Annotated in this window: 13 protein-coding genes; 9 read left to right on the top strand and 4 right to left on the bottom strand. The window is 72.7% G+C overall.

Annotation, left to right across the window (positions count from 1 at the left end; genetic code table 11):
* Nucleotides 1-2: 2 nt before the first annotated feature.
* Nucleotides 3-1,469 (top strand): DnaJ C-terminal domain-containing protein, encoded by a 1,467-nt coding sequence (locus tag AB5J87_RS26485; protein ID WP_369379912.1) that lies wholly within the window; start codon nt 3-5, stop codon nt 1,467-1,469.
* Nucleotides 1,470-1,514: 45 nt separating this feature from the next.
* On the opposite strand, the gene AB5J87_RS26490 is transcribed toward AB5J87_RS26485, so the two are convergent.
* Together AB5J87_RS26490 and AB5J87_RS26495 are read right to left on the bottom strand one after the other, a co-directional pair.
* Entirely contained in the window at nt 1,515-2,171 is a 657-nt protein-coding gene (locus AB5J87_RS26490; RefSeq protein WP_369379914.1) for an MBL fold metallo-hydrolase, read from the bottom strand.
* A 22-nt stretch (nt 2,172-2,193) separates the two neighbouring features.
* Nucleotides 2,194-2,880, bottom strand: coding sequence for a maleylpyruvate isomerase family mycothiol-dependent enzyme (locus tag AB5J87_RS26495; protein WP_369379915.1), 687 nt, complete (start codon nt 2,878-2,880; stop codon nt 2,194-2,196).
* Nucleotides 2,881-3,076: 196 nt separating this feature from the next.
* On the opposite strand from AB5J87_RS26495, the gene uvrA reads away from it, so the two are divergent.
* Entirely contained in the window at nt 3,077-6,076 is a 3,000-nt protein-coding gene (gene uvrA, locus AB5J87_RS26500) for an excinuclease ABC subunit UvrA (RefSeq protein ID WP_369379917.1), read from the top strand.
* Between the two features lie 304 nt (nt 6,077-6,380).
* Here uvrA and AB5J87_RS26505 read toward each other — a convergent pair whose 3' ends face one another.
* Nucleotides 6,381-7,274: a carbohydrate kinase gene (locus AB5J87_RS26505; protein WP_369383678.1), complete on the bottom strand. Its 894-nt coding sequence runs from the start codon at nt 7,272-7,274 to the stop codon at nt 6,381-6,383.
* Nucleotides 7,275-7,413: 139 nt separating this feature from the next.
* Between AB5J87_RS26505 and AB5J87_RS26510 the strand changes: the two genes are divergently transcribed.
* Nucleotides 7,414-7,842: a Rieske (2Fe-2S) protein gene (locus AB5J87_RS26510; RefSeq protein WP_369379918.1), complete on the top strand. Its 429-nt coding sequence runs from the start codon at nt 7,414-7,416 to the stop codon at nt 7,840-7,842.
* 144 nt (nt 7,843-7,986) lie between these two features.
* Here AB5J87_RS26510 and AB5J87_RS26515 read toward each other — a convergent pair whose 3' ends face one another.
* The gene (locus AB5J87_RS26515; protein ID WP_369379920.1) at nt 7,987-8,913 is read right to left on the bottom strand and encodes a hypothetical protein; all 927 of its coding nucleotides are present in this window, start codon (nt 8,911-8,913) and stop codon (nt 7,987-7,989) included.
* Nucleotides 8,914-9,227: 314 nt separating this feature from the next.
* Between AB5J87_RS26515 and AB5J87_RS26520 the strand changes: the two genes are divergently transcribed.
* The 6 genes from AB5J87_RS26520 to whiA all read left to right on the top strand — a co-directional run bounded on the left by AB5J87_RS26520 (nt 9,228) and on the right by whiA (nt 15,868).
* The gene (locus AB5J87_RS26520) at nt 9,228-9,899 is read left to right on the top strand and encodes a papain-like cysteine protease family protein (RefSeq protein ID WP_369379922.1); all 672 of its coding nucleotides are present in this window, start codon (nt 9,228-9,230) and stop codon (nt 9,897-9,899) included.
* A gap of 5 nt (nt 9,900-9,904) precedes the next feature.
* Entirely contained in the window at nt 9,905-10,711 is an 807-nt protein-coding gene (locus AB5J87_RS26525) for a hypothetical protein (protein WP_369383679.1), read from the top strand.
* 177 nt (nt 10,712-10,888) lie between these two features.
* The gene (gene uvrC / locus AB5J87_RS26530) at nt 10,889-12,931 is read left to right on the top strand and encodes an excinuclease ABC subunit UvrC (RefSeq protein ID WP_369379923.1); all 2,043 of its coding nucleotides are present in this window, start codon (nt 10,889-10,891) and stop codon (nt 12,929-12,931) included.
* Nucleotides 12,928-13,869: an RNase adapter RapZ gene (rapZ, locus tag AB5J87_RS26535; protein ID WP_369379925.1), complete on the top strand. Its 942-nt coding sequence runs from the start codon at nt 12,928-12,930 to the stop codon at nt 13,867-13,869. Before uvrC ends, rapZ begins: the two co-directional genes overlap by 4 nt.
* Nucleotides 13,866-14,888, top strand: a complete 1,023-nt coding sequence (yvcK, locus tag AB5J87_RS26540; protein WP_369379926.1) for a uridine diphosphate-N-acetylglucosamine-binding protein YvcK — start codon at nt 13,866-13,868, stop codon at nt 14,886-14,888. The genes rapZ and yvcK overlap by 4 nt, the downstream gene beginning before the upstream one ends.
* A complete protein-coding gene (gene whiA / locus AB5J87_RS26545) occupies nt 14,879-15,868 on the top strand; it encodes a DNA-binding protein WhiA (RefSeq protein ID WP_369379929.1) in 990 nt (329 codons plus the stop codon). Before yvcK ends, whiA begins: the two co-directional genes overlap by 10 nt.
* Nucleotides 15,869-15,953 lie beyond the last annotated feature (85 nt).

Below are 15,953 nucleotides of genomic sequence, written 5' to 3' on the forward strand. Positions count from 1 at the left end.
GGGTGGGCCCCGCCGAGAAGAGCGGCGACCGCACCGGACGCGACCCGGAGGGCGGACCGGCGAGACGGGAGCGGTGGAGCGACGGCCCGGGGAGCCGGGACGCCCTGCTCATCGCCACCGGCGAGTACGACGACCCGGCGCTGCGCACCCTGCGTTCCCCCGGGCAGGACTGCCGGGGCCTCGCCGAGGTCCTGGGGCACCCGGACATCGGCGCCTTCCGCACCGAGCAGCTGCGGGACCGCCCGGCCCATCAGGTGGCCCGCGCCCTGGAGGGGTTCTTCCGCGACCGGGGCCGCGACGACCTGCTGCTGCTCCATCTGTCCGGCCACGGCATCAAGGACGACGACGGGCACCTCTACTTCGCGGCCCGCGACACCGACCGGGGCCTGCCCGCCTCCACCGCGATCCCCGCCGCCTTCCTGCACGACCGGATGGAGCGCTGCCGCGCCCGCACCATCGTGGTGCTGCTCGACTGCTGCTACAGCGGCGCCTTCCTGCCGGGCTCCAAGGGCGACGACCAGGTGCACGTGCGCGAGGAGCTCTCCGGCCACGGCAGGGTGGTCCTGACGGCCACCAACCGCATCGAGTACGCGTGGGAGGGCGAGCGGCCGGACACGGCGGCCCCGCAGCCCTCCCGGTTCACCGGCGCCCTCATCGAGGGCCTGCGCAGCGGCGCGGCCGACCTGGACGGCGACGGCCGCATCACGGTCACCGAGCTCTACGACTACGTGTACGAGCGGCTGCGGCGCAGCGGGGTGCGGCAGACGCCGAGGATGTGGGCCGACGTCGAGTACCGGGTCGTCCTCGCGCGCGTGGCGGAAGTCGCGCCCGTGAGCGCCCCGCCCCCGGAGGTCCGGCCCGCGGAGGTCCTGTCGCCGGGCGTCCCGCCGCCGCCCGCGAGTCCGCCGCGTTCCGGGCCCGAGCGGTCCCGCAGGACGGGCCAGGACGCGCTGCTCCGCCTGGACCTCACCCTGGAGGAGACCGTCTTCGGCGCCACCAAGGAGATCCGGTTCGACACCGCGGTGGTCTGTCCGGTCTGCCGGGGGCTGGCGGTGGCCCGGCACATGTGCGCGCGGTGCGGTGGCGAGGGCCGCGTCCGGGAGGTCCGGACGCTCGCGCTGCGGATCCCGGCGGGCGTCGAGAACGGCACCCGGCTGCTGCTGCGCGGCAAGGGCGAGGCGGGCAAGGGCGGCGGACCGGCCGGCGACCTCTACGTCGAGGTCCACGAACGGCCGGACGCGCGGTTCCGGCGGCGGGGCGACGACCTGCACAGCACCCACCGCATCCCGCGCGAACTCGCCGAGTCCGGCGGCCAGACCCGTATCGACACCCTGGACGGGCCGCGCACGGTGCTGGTGCCCGCGGGCACCGTCGGCGGCCGGACGCTGCGGCTGCGGCGGCTCGGGGTGCAGCGCCCGGGGAGCCCCGGGCGCGGCAGTCTGCTCGTACGCCTGGAAGTGGACGAGTAGGGGCCCGGGGGCGCGCCTGCGCCCCCGCGGACGCCCCGGTGGGGCCTACCAGCCCCGGGCGTGCCACTCCGGGAGCTTGGGGCGCTCCTCGCCGAGCGTGGTGTCGTCGCCGTGGCCGGGGTAGACCCAGGTCTCGTCCGGCAGGGGGGCGAAGAGCTTGGTCTCGACGTCGTGGATCAGGCTGGCGAACGCCTGCGGGTCCTTCCGGGTGTTGCCGACGCCGCCCGGGAAGAGGCAGTCGCCGGTGAACACGTGCGGATGGCCGTGCGGGTCGTCGTAGACCAGGGCGATCGAGCCGGGCGTGTGGCCGACCAGGTGCCGGGCGGTGAGCTCCACCCGGCCGACGCGGACGGTGTCGCCGTCCTCGACGGGGACGTCCGTCGGCACGGGGATGCCCTCGGCGTCGTGGCGGCCCGCGTACGTGCGCGCGCCCGTGGCGGCCACGACCTCGGCGAGCGCCTGCCAGTGGTCGTCGTGGCGGTGGGTGGTGACGACGGCGGCGATGCCGTCGTCACCGATCAGCGTCAGCAGGGTCGCGGGCTCGGCCGCCGCGTCGATCAGCAGTTGCTCGCCGGTGGCCCGGCAGCGCAGCAGGTACGCGTTGTTGTTCATCGGGCCCACCGCGACCTTGGAGATCATGAGGTCGGCGAGCTCGTGCACATCCGCCGGACCGCCGACCTTGACCGTTCCGCTGTACGTCATGGGCTCAGCGTAGCGCCCGGTCCTACAGGGGCGGCAGGGCGGGCAGCGGCCCGCCGGTGACCTTCAGGGCGGAGCCGTCCCTGCGCCCGGCGAGCCAGCCCAGCAGGTCCCACGGGGGGCCGCCGACGGTCACCGGGGCGCCCTGGTCGCCGCCGGTGCTCAGGCTGTGGCCGTTGTTGCCGGTGAGGGTGGTCGGGGGGACCGCGGCGTTGCCCGCGAACCGGTCGGCCAGGAACTGGATCTCGCGCCGGACGAACTCGTCCGGCAGGTCCTCCAGTTCGTAGCCGACGCCCAGGTCGACGTGGTGCAGCTCGACCTCGATCAGCCGGCGGAAGGGGATGCGGGCGGCCTCGTCCAGGACGCCGTTGCGGAGCTCGACCGTCCGGCTCCAGTCGGCGGGGCGGGCGCCCTCCGCCCGGAAGCGGTCCGCGCTGTCGCGCAGGTCGGCGAGGTGGACGTCGAGCGGGCGCGTCGCGTCGCGCGCGATGTCGGCGTCCCGGGCCTCGCCGCTCTCGTACATGGGCCGTCCGCCCAGGACGTTGACGAGCGCGTCCGCGTTGCGGGCCAGGTGGGCGAGGACGTGGCCGCGGCTCCAGCCCGGAAGCCGTGACGGCCCGGCGAGTGCCGCGTTGTCCAGTGCGGCGGCTGCGGTGAGCAGCCGGTCGGTGGCTTCCTGTACAGCTGCCAGGTCGTGCGCATGATCAATCATGGCGCCGACGATAGCCCCGCCACTCATTCGGGTGAAGCGGTCTTGACGAGGCCGTAAATCGAATGCGCGTGCTATAGGCTCGTCAGTGGCATCAGGCATCCTTGGCTGTAAAGCAACCCATCGCCCTGGCGGCCCCCCATAGTCTGAGACGGGGGTCCCGCCCCCTGCTTCTCTTCAACGAAAGGTGCGGACCGGCGTGGCCGACCGTCTCATCGTCCGTGGCGCGCGCGAGCACAATCTCAAGAACGTCTCGCTCGACCTCCCGCGCGACTCCCTCATCGTCTTCACCGGGCTCTCGGGGTCGGGCAAGTCGTCCCTCGCCTTCGACACGATCTTCGCCGAGGGGCAGCGCCGCTACGTCGAGTCGCTCTCCTCGTACGCCCGCCAGTTCCTCGGCCAGATGGACAAGCCGGACGTCGACTTCATCGAAGGTCTGTCGCCCGCGGTCTCCATCGACCAGAAGTCGACCTCGCGCAACCCGCGCTCGACGGTCGGCACCATCACCGAGGTCTACGACTACCTGCGCCTGCTCTTCGCGCGCATCGGCAAGCCGCACTGCCCCGAGTGCCGCCGGCCGATCACCCGCCAGTCGCCGCAGGCCATCGTCGACAAGGTCCTGGAGCTGCCCGAGGGCAGCCGCTTCCAGGTGCTCTCGCCGCTGGTGCGCGAGCGCAAGGGCGAGTTCGTCGACCTCTTCGCCGACCTCCAGACCAAGGGCTACAGCCGCGCGCGCGTGGACGGCGAGACGATCCAGCTCTCCGAGCCGCCCAAGCTGAAGAAGCAGGAGAAGCACACCATCGAGGTGGTCATCGACCGCCTCACCGTGAAGGACTCCGCCAAGCGGCGCCTCACCGACTCGGTGGAGACCGCGCTGGGCCTCTCCGGCGGCATGGTGGTGCTCGACTTCGTCGACCTCGCGGCCGACGACCCCGAGCGCGAGCGGATGTACTCGGAGCATCTGTACTGCCCGTACGACGACCTGTCCTTCGAGGAGCTGGAGCCGCGCTCCTTCTCCTTCAACTCGCCCTTCGGCGCCTGCCCCGACTGCACGGGCATCGGCACGCGCATGGAGGTCGACCCCGAGCTGATCATTCCGGACGAGGACAAGTCCCTCGACGAGGGCGCGGTCTCCCCGTGGTCGCTCGGCCACACCAAGGACTACTTCGCCCGGCTGGTCGGCGCGCTCGCCGACGAGCTCGGCTTCCGCACCGACATCCCCTGGGCGGGGCTGCCGCAGCGTGCCAAGAAGGCGCTGCTGTACGGCCACAAGACCCAGATCGAGGTGCGTTACCGCAACCGGTACGGCAGGGAGCGCGCCTACACTACCTCCTTCGAGGGCGCGGTGCCGTTCGTCAAGCGGCGCCACTCCGAGGCGGAGTCCGACGGGGCGCGCGAGCGCTTCGAGGGCTACATGCGCGAGGTCCCCTGCCCGACCTGCGAGGGCTCGCGACTGAAGCCGCTGGTCCTCGCGGTCACCGTGATGGACCGCTCCATCGCCGAGGTCTCCGCGATGTCGATCAGCGACTGCGCCGACTTCCTGGGTGAACTCAAGCTCAACGCGCGCGACAAGAAGATCGCCGAGCGCGTCCTGAAGGAGGTCAACGAGCGGCTGCGCTTCCTCGTCGACGTCGGCCTCGACTACCTCTCGCTCAACCGCGCCGCCGGGACGCTGTCCGGCGGCGAGGCCCAGCGCATCCGCCTCGCCACCCAGATCGGCTCCGGCCTGGTCGGCGTGTTGTACGTGCTGGACGAGCCCTCCATCGGTCTGCACCAGCGCGACAACCACCGGCTGATCGAGACGCTGGTCCGGCTGCGCGACATGGGCAACACCCTGATCGTCGTCGAGCACGACGAGGACACCATCAAGGTGGCCGACTGGGTCGTCGACATCGGCCCCGGCGCCGGTGAGCACGGCGGCAAGGTCGTCCACAGCGGTCCGTTGAAGCAGCTCCTCGCCAACAAGGAGTCGATGACGGGTCAGTACCTGGCGGGAAAGAAGGCCATCCCGCTGCCGGACGTACGGCGCCCGGCGGACCCCTCGCGCCGGCTCACGGTGCACGGGGCCAAGGAGAACAACCTCCGCGACATCGACGTCTCGTTCCCGCTCGGGGTGCTCACCGCGGTCACCGGAGTCTCCGGCTCCGGCAAGTCGACCCTGGTCAACGACATCCTGTACACCCACCTGGCACGCGAGTTGAACGGGGCGCGGGCGGTCCCCGGGCGCCACACGCGCGTGGACGGCGACGACCTGGTCGACAAGGTCGTCCATGTCGACCAGTCGCCGATCGGGCGTACGCCCCGGTCCAATCCGGCCACGTACACCGGCGTCTTCGACAATGTGCGCAAGCTGTTCGCCGAGACGATGGAGGCGAAGGTGCGGGGCTATCTGCCCGGCCGCTTCTCCTTCAACGTCAAGGGCGGGCGCTGCGAGAACTGCTCGGGCGACGGCACGATCAAGATCGAGATGAACTTCCTGCCGGACGTGTACGTGCCGTGCGAGGTCTGCCACGGGGCGCGCTACAACCGGGAGACGCTGGAGGTCCACTACAAGGGCAAGTCCATCGCCGAGGTCCTCGACATGCCGATCGAGGAGGCGCTCGACTTCTTCGAGGCGGTCCCGACGATCGCCCGCCATCTGCGGACGCTGAACGAGGTGGGCCTCGGTTACGTCCGGCTCGGCCAGTCCGCGCCGACGCTGTCGGGCGGTGAGGCGCAGCGCGTGAAGCTGGCCTCCGAGCTGCAGAAGCGGTCGACGGGGCGGACGGTGTACGTGCTCGACGAGCCGACCACCGGTCTCCACTTCGAGGACATCTCGAAGCTGATCAAGGTGCTGTCCGGGCTGGTCGACAAGGGCAACACGGTGATCGTGATCGAGCACAACCTCGATGTCATCAAGACCGCGGACTGGGTCGTGGACATGGGGCCCGAGGGCGGCAGCGGGGGTGGTCTCGTGATCGCGGAGGGCACGCCGGAGCAGGTCGCCTCGGTGCCCGCCAGTCACACCGGGAAGTTCCTCCGCGACATCCTGGGGGCCGATCGCATCAGTGACGCTGAGCAGGCTGCGCCGGTGGTGAAGCGGCGGGGGGCGAAGAAAGCTCCCGCGAAGGCGGTGGCCAAGACCGCGGCCAAGGCCCCCGCCAAGGTTTCCGCCTCGGCTCCGGCCAAGAAGGCGGCTGCCCGGGCGCGCAAGGCCTGAACCACTCGGTCCCGGGGGCTTCGGCCCCCGGGACCCCTTGCCGCCTGCGGGCCGGGCCGGCTCGCAGGCGCCGTTCCCGCCGGCGCTATGGGGCCGGGGCTTCGCCCGCCGGCCACCAGGGGCGCGGGGAACCGCGGGACCAGCCCGCCACCGGCCCGCGGACGAAGGCTCGCGCAGCTCCCCGCGCCCCTTGAAACCCGCCTTCGTCTGCGGACCGTGCCCGCTTCTCGCGCAGTTCTCCGCGCCCCTGAAGTGCCCGGGGCTGTGCCCTGGACCCTCTGCTTTCGCCCCTTTTTGGGCGGGGTCAGAGCGTGGGGGGTCTCAAGGTGGTCGCCTCGGGTGGGTTTGCTCCCTGGGTTGTGCAGGTCAGGGCCGCCGCCTGTGCCGCGTAGGCCAGTGCTTCCCGCCACTGTGGGGCCGAGAGGTGGCGTCCCGCCGCCGTTCGCAGCAGTGCCGCGTTCACCGTGTCCCCGGCCCCGATCGTGTCGACCACGTCGACCCGCTCACCGGGGACCGAGACCTCCAGCCCGGAGCGGGTCCACACCGTCAGGCCCGCCGCGCCCCGCGTCAGGACCACCGCCTCCGGCCCCGCCGCCAGCCACTCCCGTACCCCGCCGCCCAGCCACGCCGCGTCCTCCTCGGACATCTTCAGCAGCGACACATGCGGCAGCCAGGAGCGGAAGCGCGCCCGATAGGCGTCCGCGTCCGGGATCAGACCCGCCCGGACGTTGGGATCCAGCAGGGTGAACACGCCCCGCGCCGACTCGCGCCGCAGCAGCGCCTCGTACGCGCTCGCCCCCGGCTCCAGGACCAGCGAACAGGTGCCGAACGCCAACGCGGTCACACCGGAGGGGAGTTCGGGCGGCAGCTCGAAGAGGCGGTCGGCGGTGCCGGAGGCGTAGAAGCCGTACCCCGCCGCGCCGTCCGCGCCCACCGTCGCCACCGCCAGCGTCGTCGGCTCGGGGCCGCGCTGGACGAGGGAGGTGTCGACCCCGGCCGAGCGCAGCCCGTCGAGCAGGGCCTCGCCGAAGCCGTCCGTCGACACCCGGGAGCAGAAGGCGGTGGCGGCGCCGAGCCGCCCCAGGGCCACCGCCGTGTTGTACGGGCCGCCCCCGGGCCGGGGCACGAGCGGGCCGAGCCGGTCGCCGGGGCGCGCGGGGACCAGGTCGATCAGGGCTTCTCCGGCGACGACGATCACCCGGCCGAACGTACACCCATCGGCCCCGGCCCCGTCCAGCCCCGCCCGCCGCCCGCCGCGCCGGGCCCGCACACCGGGCACACGGTCACCGCCGGTATCGTCGATGGCGTCACCTACCCCCATGACCTGTGGAGACACCATGTCCGGCCAGCCCGCCGCCCGTCGTACCGTGCTGAAAGGCGCGGCCCTGGCCGGGGCCGCCGGGCTGGGCGTGGCCGCCTGCTCCACCGACTCCAAGCTCGGCCACGCCGAGACGCCGACCCCGACCGCGCCGGTCGCCCTGGGCGCGCCCGACGAGGTGCCGGTCGGCGGCGCCAAGCTCTACCGCGAGCAGCGCGTGATGGTGTCCTGCCCGGCCAAGGGCGAGTACAAGGCGTTCAGCGCCCAGTGCACCCACGCGGGCTGTGTGCTCGACAAGATCGAGGACGGGCACGGGAACTGCCCCTGCCACGGCAGCCGCTTCGACGTGATGACCGGCCAGCCGGTGCACGGCCCGGCGACCGTGCCGCTGCCGGCCGTCCCGGTGAAGGTGAAGGACGGCAGGCTCGTCGCCGGCCCGGACGCCTGACGGCCCGACCGCCCGGCCCTCGCGGAGCCGTACCCGCGCGCCCGACGGGACGCGCCCGCGTACACCGTCCCCCCGTACACCCCGTACACCGTGCCTACGTACTACGTACTACGTACTACGTACTACGTACGTAGGCAGACCGCCTCACTCCCAGTCCCAGTCGATCCCCAGGATCCCGGGCCGCACTCCCTGCTCGACCAGGTGGACCGTGCGGTGCAGGCCGGTCAGGGTGAGGTCGCCGCGGGCGGAGCGGGGCGCGCCCGCCGACGTCTGGGCGAAGCGGCGGCAGCGCACCGGCAGGGCCTCCTCGTCGAAGCGGACCTGGAGGACGTACTGGCCGCCCGCGAAGCTGAAGCCGCGGACGTATTCGCCGCTCTCGCCCGCCGTGCCGTCGTCGAAGCCGTAGCCGAAGAGATAGGTCTCCCCGGCCCGCAGCCGGGCGTCGAAGAGCAGCTCGGCCACCAGGACGCCGGTCTCCGGGTCCCAGCGCACCCGGCCGGTGCGGCAGTTCTCGGTGGCGCGCACCGCCACCCGCGCCGGATCGCAGCCCGGATCGCCCCGGTGGATGGCGAGATAGCGGTCGACGCCGTCGCGGTGGGCCCGGACCACGTGCTGCGAGGCGCGGCCGACCAGCTCGCGGCGCGCCCCGATGTGGATCCGCTCGTGGTGGCCCACCGTGTGCAGCCCGCCGTCCACGGGTGACTCCAGATCGGCGATCAGCCGCTCCACGGCCCCGGACGCCTCGACCAGCGAGCGGTAGGAGCGGCCCGCCGGGCGTTCCGTCTCGGTGCGCGCCTCGCCGTCGTCGAGCAGCCGCAGCAGCGACCGCTCCGGCAGCCCGAGCACCTCCTCCAGGGCGCGCACCGCGCGCAGCGACTCGGCCCGCTGCGGGCGGCGGGCGCCCTGCTGCCAGTAACTCAGGCTGGTCACGCCGACCTTGACACCGCGTCCGGCGAGATGGTGCTGCACGCGCTGGAGCGGAAGTCCGCGGACGGCGAGCGCGGCGCGCAGCGCCAGATGGAACGGGCCGGTGTGCAGCACCTGTGCCAGATCGGCATCGGTGTGGAGCATGGGGGACTCCCTCGGGACTGCTTCGGATCCGGTGGGGGGCGGCCATGGGGGGGCCGGATGCAGCCGTGCCGCCGGTCAGGGCTCTTCGGGCCGCACAGTGAACGTTCACGGCGGGGGGTGGTCACGGGTCGCCGGGGGACCCGGGGGGCCTGGTGGGCCCGGAAGGCACGTTCACTTCGCGGCCACTCCGTTCACACCCGGGTCTCATCCCGCATTGAAGCGCGTTGACCGGCCCACGACAACGTTCGATGCTCACCGAAAGCGTCCGGACGCGCTCCTCCAATCCCCACACCCCCCGCTTCGGGAGGAACGCGATGCACAACCGCAAGAGACGGCTTTCGGCCCTCGCCCTCGTGGTGACGGCCCTGCTCGCCGCCCCCACGGCGAGCGCCGTCGCATCCCCGCACGAGCAAGCCGCCACCACAGCCGCCACGTCCACGACCGCCGCCGCCGACCACGCGGCCGGCACCCCCACCGCCGCCGACACGCCGTCCGCCACGGCAGCCACGTCCAAGCGGCTCAACATCACCATGCAGGCCCAGCAGAAGGACAACTGGTGCTGGGCCGCCAGCGGCAACACCATCGCGACCTGGTTCGGGCGCACCTACAGCCAGAACCAGTTCTGCAACGCCGCCTTCGGCCGCCAGCAGGGCTACGACTGCCCCAACTGGCAGGCGGACCTGGGCAATGTGCAGACCGCCCTGCGCTGGGCCGGGATCAGCACCGGCTCGTACGTGACCGGCTGGCTGCGCTACACGACCGTACAGAGCGAGATCAACGCCAACCGGCCCATGGAGAGCCGCATCCAGTGGTCCAGCGGCGGCGGTCACATGCATGTGATCTACGGGTACGACACCGCCAGCGACTGGGTCTACTGGGGCGACCCGTGGCCGTCCAGCAACCGCTACAACTGGGCGTCGCACGACTGGTACGTCGACAACGACTCGTTCTCCTGGACCCACTCGCTCTACCGGATCGGGGCGTGACGACGATGAACCTGCGACGTCTGTCCTCAGCCGCGGGCGCTGCCGCGGTCCTGGCCGCGCTCGCCGCCCCGTACGCGGTGGCCGCGCAGCCCCCCACGGCCACGGCCGACTCCCGGGCCGCCGCGCACCGGGCGGCCACCGCACCCGCCACCCTCGACACGCTCTCCCGCTTCTTCGCCCGGGACGGCAGGGTCTCCCTGACCGCCGCCGCCCCGCGCGTCCAGGGCGACGCGGTGCCCGTCTACACGCTCTCCCCGGAGTTCGTCGCCGGGCGGGCGGGCGCACCCGTCGCGAAGCTGGAGTACCTCGCCTCGACGGCCGTCTCCTCGGACGGCCAGAAGGCGTCCCTGTGGACGGTCCCGCAGGGCACCACCTGGAAGGTGGTGAACATAGCCACCGGTGACGACGAGTCCCGCTATGCCGCGGCGGGCGCGCGCGTGCTGCCGGGCGGCACCGTCTTCCAGGAGCCGCAGATCAACGCCTGGTACGTCCAGAAGGGCGCCACCGTGCTCCCGCTGGACGAGGACGCGGTGCGGGCGGTCGGCGCCAAGGGCACCACCCTGGCCGCCTACCAGCAGCGCGTCCGGCGGGACTACGGCGACAAGCTGCCGGGCTCCGCGTACGCCAGGTCCGGCAAGGCCGGGGGATACGGGCAGAGCCCCGAGGAGGCCCGGGCCCAGGCGGCGGCGACCGCCACCGGCGGGCACGGCGCACTCGCGGCCACCTCGGTGACGGCCGGTGCGGGAGCCCTCGCGGCGCTCGGACTGGGCACCGCGGCGCTGCGCCGCCGACGGGGGCGCGGCCGGGCGTAGGCCCCTCTCAGGACCGTGCGGCCGGCCGCGGATCGTGCGTGGCCGGTCGCGCGGTTCCCCGCGCCCCGGACGGCCCGCCGGGCCCCTCGGCGGGGTTCTCGGCCCCGTGCGAACGGGGGAACGGGCCCGTGCCCCCGTGAAACCGCGTTGTCGGTCCCCGCCAGTAGGGTGGTGGGCATGGCTGACCCCTCCACCTACCGCCCCAAGCCGGGACAGATCCCCGACTCGCCGGGGGTCTACAAGTTCCGGGACGACCACCGCCGGGTGATCTACGTCGGCAAGGCCAAGTCCCTGCGCCAGCGGCTCGCGAACTACTTCCAGCCGCTCACGAGTCTGCATCCGCGCACCGCCACGATGGTCACCACGGCGGCGTCGGTGGAGTGGACGGTCGTCAGCACCGAGGTCGAGGCCCTCCAGCTCGAATACTCGTGGATCAAGGAGTTCGACCCGCGGTTCAACGTCAAGTACCGCGACGACAAGAGCTATCCGTACCTCGCGGTCACCCTCAACGAGGAGTACCCGAGGGTCCAGGTGATGCGCGGCGCCAAGAAGAAGGGCGTGCGCTACTTCGGTCCGTACGGACACGCGTGGGCGATCCGCGAGACCGTCGACCTGATGCTCCGCGTCTTCCCCGTACGGACCTGCTCCGCCGGGGTGTTCAAGCGTTCCGCCCAGATCGGCCGCCCCTGTCTGCTCGGCTACATCGGCAAGTGCGCGGCCCCGTGCGTCGGCCGGGTCACCCCCGAGGAGCACCGCGAACTCGCCGAGGACTTCTGCGACTTCATGGCCGGCCGCACCGGCACGTACCTGCGCCGTCTGGAGAAGGAGATGGCGGCGGCGGCCGAGGAGATGGAGTACGAGCGGGCGGCGCGGCTGCGCGACGACATCGGGGCGCTGCGCCGCGCCCTGGAGAAGAACGCGGTGGTCTTCACCGACGCCACCGACGCCGACCTGATCGCGGTCGCCGAGGACGAGCTGGAGGCGGCCGTCCAGATCTTCCACGTGCGCGGCGGCCGGGTGCGCGGCCAGCGCGGCTGGGTCACCGACAAGGTGGAGAACGTCGACACGGCGGGTCTGGTCGAGCACGCGCTGCAGCAGCTGTACGGGGAGGAGACCGGCGACTCCGTACCGAAGGAGGTGCTGGTTCCGGCGCTGCCGGAGGACGCGGACTCGGTCGGCGCCTGGCTCGCCGGGCGGCGCGGCTCGCAGGTCTCGCTGCGGATCCCGCAGCGCGGCGACAAGAAGGACCTGATGGCGACGGTCGCGCGCAACGCGCAGCAGGCGCTCGCGCTGCACAAGACCAAGCGCGCCTCCGACCTGACCACCCGCTCGCGCGCCCTGGAGGAGATCGCGCAGGCCCTGGACCTGGACAGCGCGCCCCTGCGGATCGAGTGCTTCGACATCTCGCACCTCCAGGGCGAGGACGTGGTGGCCTCCATGGTCGTCTTCGAGGACGGCCTGGCCCGCAAGAGCGAGTACCGCCGCTTCCAGATCAAGGGCTTCGAGGGCCAGGACGACGTCCGGTCCATGCACGAGGTGATCACCCGCCGCTTCAAGCGCTATCTGGCCGAGAGCGCCCGGCTGGGGGAGTGGGCGGACGGCGAGGAGGACGGCGGGTCCGGCCCGGCCGCCTCCGGCGAGGTCCCGGCGCCCGGCGAGGCCCCCGTGGAGACCGGCCCCCGCACCGAGGACGGGCGGCCCAAGCGGTTCGCCTACCCGCCGCAGCTGGTGGTGGTCGACGGCGGCCAGCCGCAGGTGGCGGCGGCCAAGCGGGCGCTGGACGAGCTGGGGATGGACGACGTGGCGGTCTGCGGGCTCGCCAAGCGCCTGGAGGAGGTCTGGCTGCCGGACGACGACGACCCGGTCGTCCTGCCGCGCTCCAGCGAGGGCCTCTATCTGCTCCAGCGCGTGCGTGACGAGGCCCACCGCTTCGCCATCACCTATCAGCGGGCCAAGCGGACCAAGCGGTTCAAGGCGAGCCCGCTGGATGCCGTGCCGGGCCTGGGCGACTCGCGCAAACAGGCTCTGATCAAGCATTTCGGCTCGGTGAAGAAGCTCCGGTCGGCGACAATCGAGCAGATCTGTGAAGTTCCGGGGATAGGCCGCAAGACGGCCGAGACCCTGGCCGCGGCCCTGGCGCAGGCAGCTCCGGCCGCACCCGCCGTGAACACGGCGACAGGAGAGATCATTGAAGAGGACGACGGGGGATCCGCGAAATGACTGAGCACCACCGAACAGACGCAGAATCTGGAGCAGCACACGTGAGTACGGGCACGACGAACGACGCCGCCGAACCGGCCATCCCCGAGCTGGTGATCATCTCCGGGATGTCCGGCGCCGGCCGCAGCACCGCCGCCAAGTGCCTGGAGGACCTCGGCTGGTTCGTCGTCGACAACCTGCCGCCCGCGCTGATCCCCACCATGGTGGAGCTCGGCGCCCGGTCCCAGGGCAATGTGGCCCGCATCGCCGTCGTGGTCGACGTGCGGGGCCGCCGCTTCTTCGACAACCTCCGCGAGTCGCTGGCGGACCTCGACGCCAAGCAGGTCACCCGTCGGATCGTCTTCCTGGAGTCCTCCGACGACGCGCTGGTGCGCCGCTTCGAGTCGGTCCGCCGCCCGCACCCGCTGCAGGGCGACGGCCGGATCGTCGACGGCATCGAGGCCGAGCGCGATCTGCTGCGCGAGCTGCGCGGCGACGCCGACCTGGTCATCGACACCTCCAGCCTGAACGTGCACGAGCTGCGCGCCAAGATGGACGCCCAGTTCGCCGGCGACGAGGAGCCGGAGCTGCGCGCCACGGTGATGTCGTTCGGCTACAAGTACGGCCTGCCGGTCGACGCCGACCTGGTGGTCGACTGCCGCTTCCTGCCGAACCCGCATTGGGTGCCCGAGCTGCGCCCGTACACGGGTCTGAACGAGGAGGTGTCGGGCTACGTCTTCAACCAGCCCGGCGCCAAGGAGTTCCTCAACCAGTACAGCGAGCTGCTCCAGCTGATCGCGACGGGCTACCGCCGCGAGGGCAAGCGGTACGTGACGATCGCCGTGGGCTGCACCGGCGGCAAGCACCGCTCCGTCGCGATGTCCGAGAAGCTCGCCGCCCGCCTCGCCTCCGAGGGGATCGAGACCGTGGTCGTCCACCGGGACATGGGGCGCGAGTGAAGGTGTACCGACGGCGCACGCGCGGACCGGTGCTGCGCACCGGCCGCAAGCGCGGCGCCCAGCCCAAGGTCGTCGCCCTGGGCGGCGGCATGGGCCTCTCCGCGTCGCTCGCGGCGCTGCGCCGGATCACCGGCGACCTCACCGCCGTCGTCACCGTGGCCGACGACGGCGGCTCCAGCGGCCGGCTCCGGGAGGAGCTGGGCGTGCTGCCGCCGGGCGATCTGCGCAAGGCCCTGGCGGCGCTCTGCGGTGACGACGACTGGGGCCAGACCTGGGCCCGGGTCATCCAGCACCGCTTCCAGTCCAAGGGCGAGCTGCACGAGCACGCGGTCGGCAATCTGCTGATCGTGGCCCTGTGGGAGCAGCTGGGCGACCACGTCCAGGCGCTCGACCTGGTCGGCAAGCTGCTGGGCGCGCACGGCCGGGTGCTGCCGATGTCCGCGGTCCCGCTGGAGCTGGAGGCGCTGGTCCGGGGCCACGACCCGGCGCGCCCGACCGACGTGGACACCGTGCGCGGGCAGGCCACGGTGGCGCTCACCCCGGGCGAGGTGCAGTCCGTCAACCTCGTCCCGCACGACCCGCCGGCCGTCCCGGAGGCGGTGGAGGCCGTCCTGGACGCCGACTGGGTGGTGCTCGGTCCGGGGTCCTGGTTCTCCTCGGTGATCCCGCACCTGCTGGTCCCCGAGCTGCTGGACGCGCTCACCGTCACCAAGGCGCGCAAGGTGCTCTCGCTGAATCTGGCGCCGCAGCCCGGGGAAACCGATGGCTTCTCTCCGCAGCGTCATTTGGAGGTTTTGGGACGACACGCCCCTAAACTCGCCCTGGACGTGGTGCTGGCCGACGAGGCCGCCGTGCCCGACCGCGAGTCCCTCGCCGATGCCGCCAAGCAGCTCGGTGCCGTGGTCGAGCTGGCGGCGGTCGCCGCGCCCGACGGGTCCCCGAAGCACGACCGGGAGCTGTTGGCAGCCGCGTACGACCGTATTTTTCGGATGCATGGAAGGATCGGCCCATGGCGATGACGGCAGCGGTGAAGGACGAGATCTCCCGGCTCCCCGTCACCCGGACCTGCTGCAGAAAGGCGGAGGTCTCGTCGATCCTGCGGTTCGCGGGCGGACTCCACCTGGTCAGCGGCCGCATCGTGATCGAGGCGGAGCTGGACACCGGGATGGCGGCGCGCCGCCTCAAGCGGGACATCCTGGAGATCTTCGGTCACAGCTCCGAGCTGATCGTGATGGCTCCGAGCGGTCTGCGCCGCGGCTCGCGCTTCGTCGTACGGGTGGTGGCGGGCGGCGACCAGCTGGCCCGCCAGACCGGCCTCGTCGACGGCCGCGGCCGTCCCATCCGGGGCCTGCCGCCCCAGGTGGTCTCGGGGGCCACCTGTGACGCCGAGGCGGCCTGGCGCGGGGCGTTCCTCGCGCACGGCTCGCTCACCGAGCCGGGCCGCTCCTCCTCCCTGGAGGTGACCTGCCCGGGCCCGGAGGCCGCGCTGGCGCTGGTCGGCGCGGCGCGCCGGCTGCAGATCGCCGCCAAGGCCCGGGAGGTGCGCGGGGTGGACCGCGTGGTCGTCCGGGACGGTGACGCGATCGGCGCCCTGCTGACCCGCCTCGGCGCGCACGAGTCGGTGCTGGCCTGGGAGGAGCGGCGGATGCGCCGCGAGGTCCGGGCCACCGCCAACCGGCTGGCCAACTTCGACGACGCCAATCTGCGCCGTTCGGCCCGGGCCGCCGTGGCCGCCGGGGCCCGGGTGCAGCGCGCCCTGGAGATCCTGGGCGAGGAGGTGCCGGAGCACCTCGCGGCCGCCGGGCGGCTGCGCATGGAGCACAAGCAGGCGTCCCTGGAGGAGCTGGGCGCGCTCGCCGACCCGCCGCTGACCAAGGACGCGGTCGCGGGCCGGATCCGCCGGCTGCTCGCGATGGCGGACAAGCGGGCCCAGGACCTGGGGATCCCCGGCACCGAGTCCAACCTCACCGAGGAGATGGCCGACGGCCTGGTCGGCTGATCCTCCGATCGGATGAATCACCGGCCCGGGGCCGTGTCCGCGCCCCTGGCGCGGCCCCCGTACGCCTAGGGTTCGACACGCCGTG

This window comes from Streptomyces sp. cg36 (assembly GCF_041080675.1).
In the GTDB taxonomy this organism is placed as follows: Bacteria; Actinomycetota; Actinomycetes; order Streptomycetales; family Streptomycetaceae; genus Streptomyces.

Bases quoted from the DNA above. Each gene is read 5' to 3' on its own strand.
- AB5J87_RS26490 (WP_369379914.1), bottom strand. From the start codon at position 2,171: ATGACGTACAGCGGAACGGTCAAGGTCGGCGGTCCGGCGGATGTGCAC.
- uvrC (WP_369379923.1), top strand. From the start codon at position 10,889: ATGGCTGACCCCTCCACCTACCGCCCCAAGCCGGGACAGATCCCCGAC.
- AB5J87_RS26525 (WP_369383679.1), top strand. From the start codon at position 9,905: ATGAACCTGCGACGTCTGTCCTCAGCCGCGGGCGCTGCCGCGGTCCTG.
- AB5J87_RS26495 (WP_369379915.1), bottom strand. From the start codon at position 2,880: ATGATTGATCATGCGCACGACCTGGCAGCTGTACAGGAAGCCACCGAC.
- rapZ (WP_369379925.1), top strand. From the start codon at position 12,928: ATGACTGAGCACCACCGAACAGACGCAGAATCTGGAGCAGCACACGTG.
- AB5J87_RS26520 (WP_369379922.1), top strand. From the start codon at position 9,228: ATGCACAACCGCAAGAGACGGCTTTCGGCCCTCGCCCTCGTGGTGACG.
- whiA (WP_369379929.1), top strand. From the start codon at position 14,879: ATGGCGATGACGGCAGCGGTGAAGGACGAGATCTCCCGGCTCCCCGTC.
- AB5J87_RS26515 (WP_369379920.1), bottom strand. From the start codon at position 8,913: ATGCTCCACACCGATGCCGATCTGGCACAGGTGCTGCACACCGGCCCG.
- AB5J87_RS26510 (WP_369379918.1), top strand. From the start codon at position 7,414: ATGTCCGGCCAGCCCGCCGCCCGTCGTACCGTGCTGAAAGGCGCGGCC.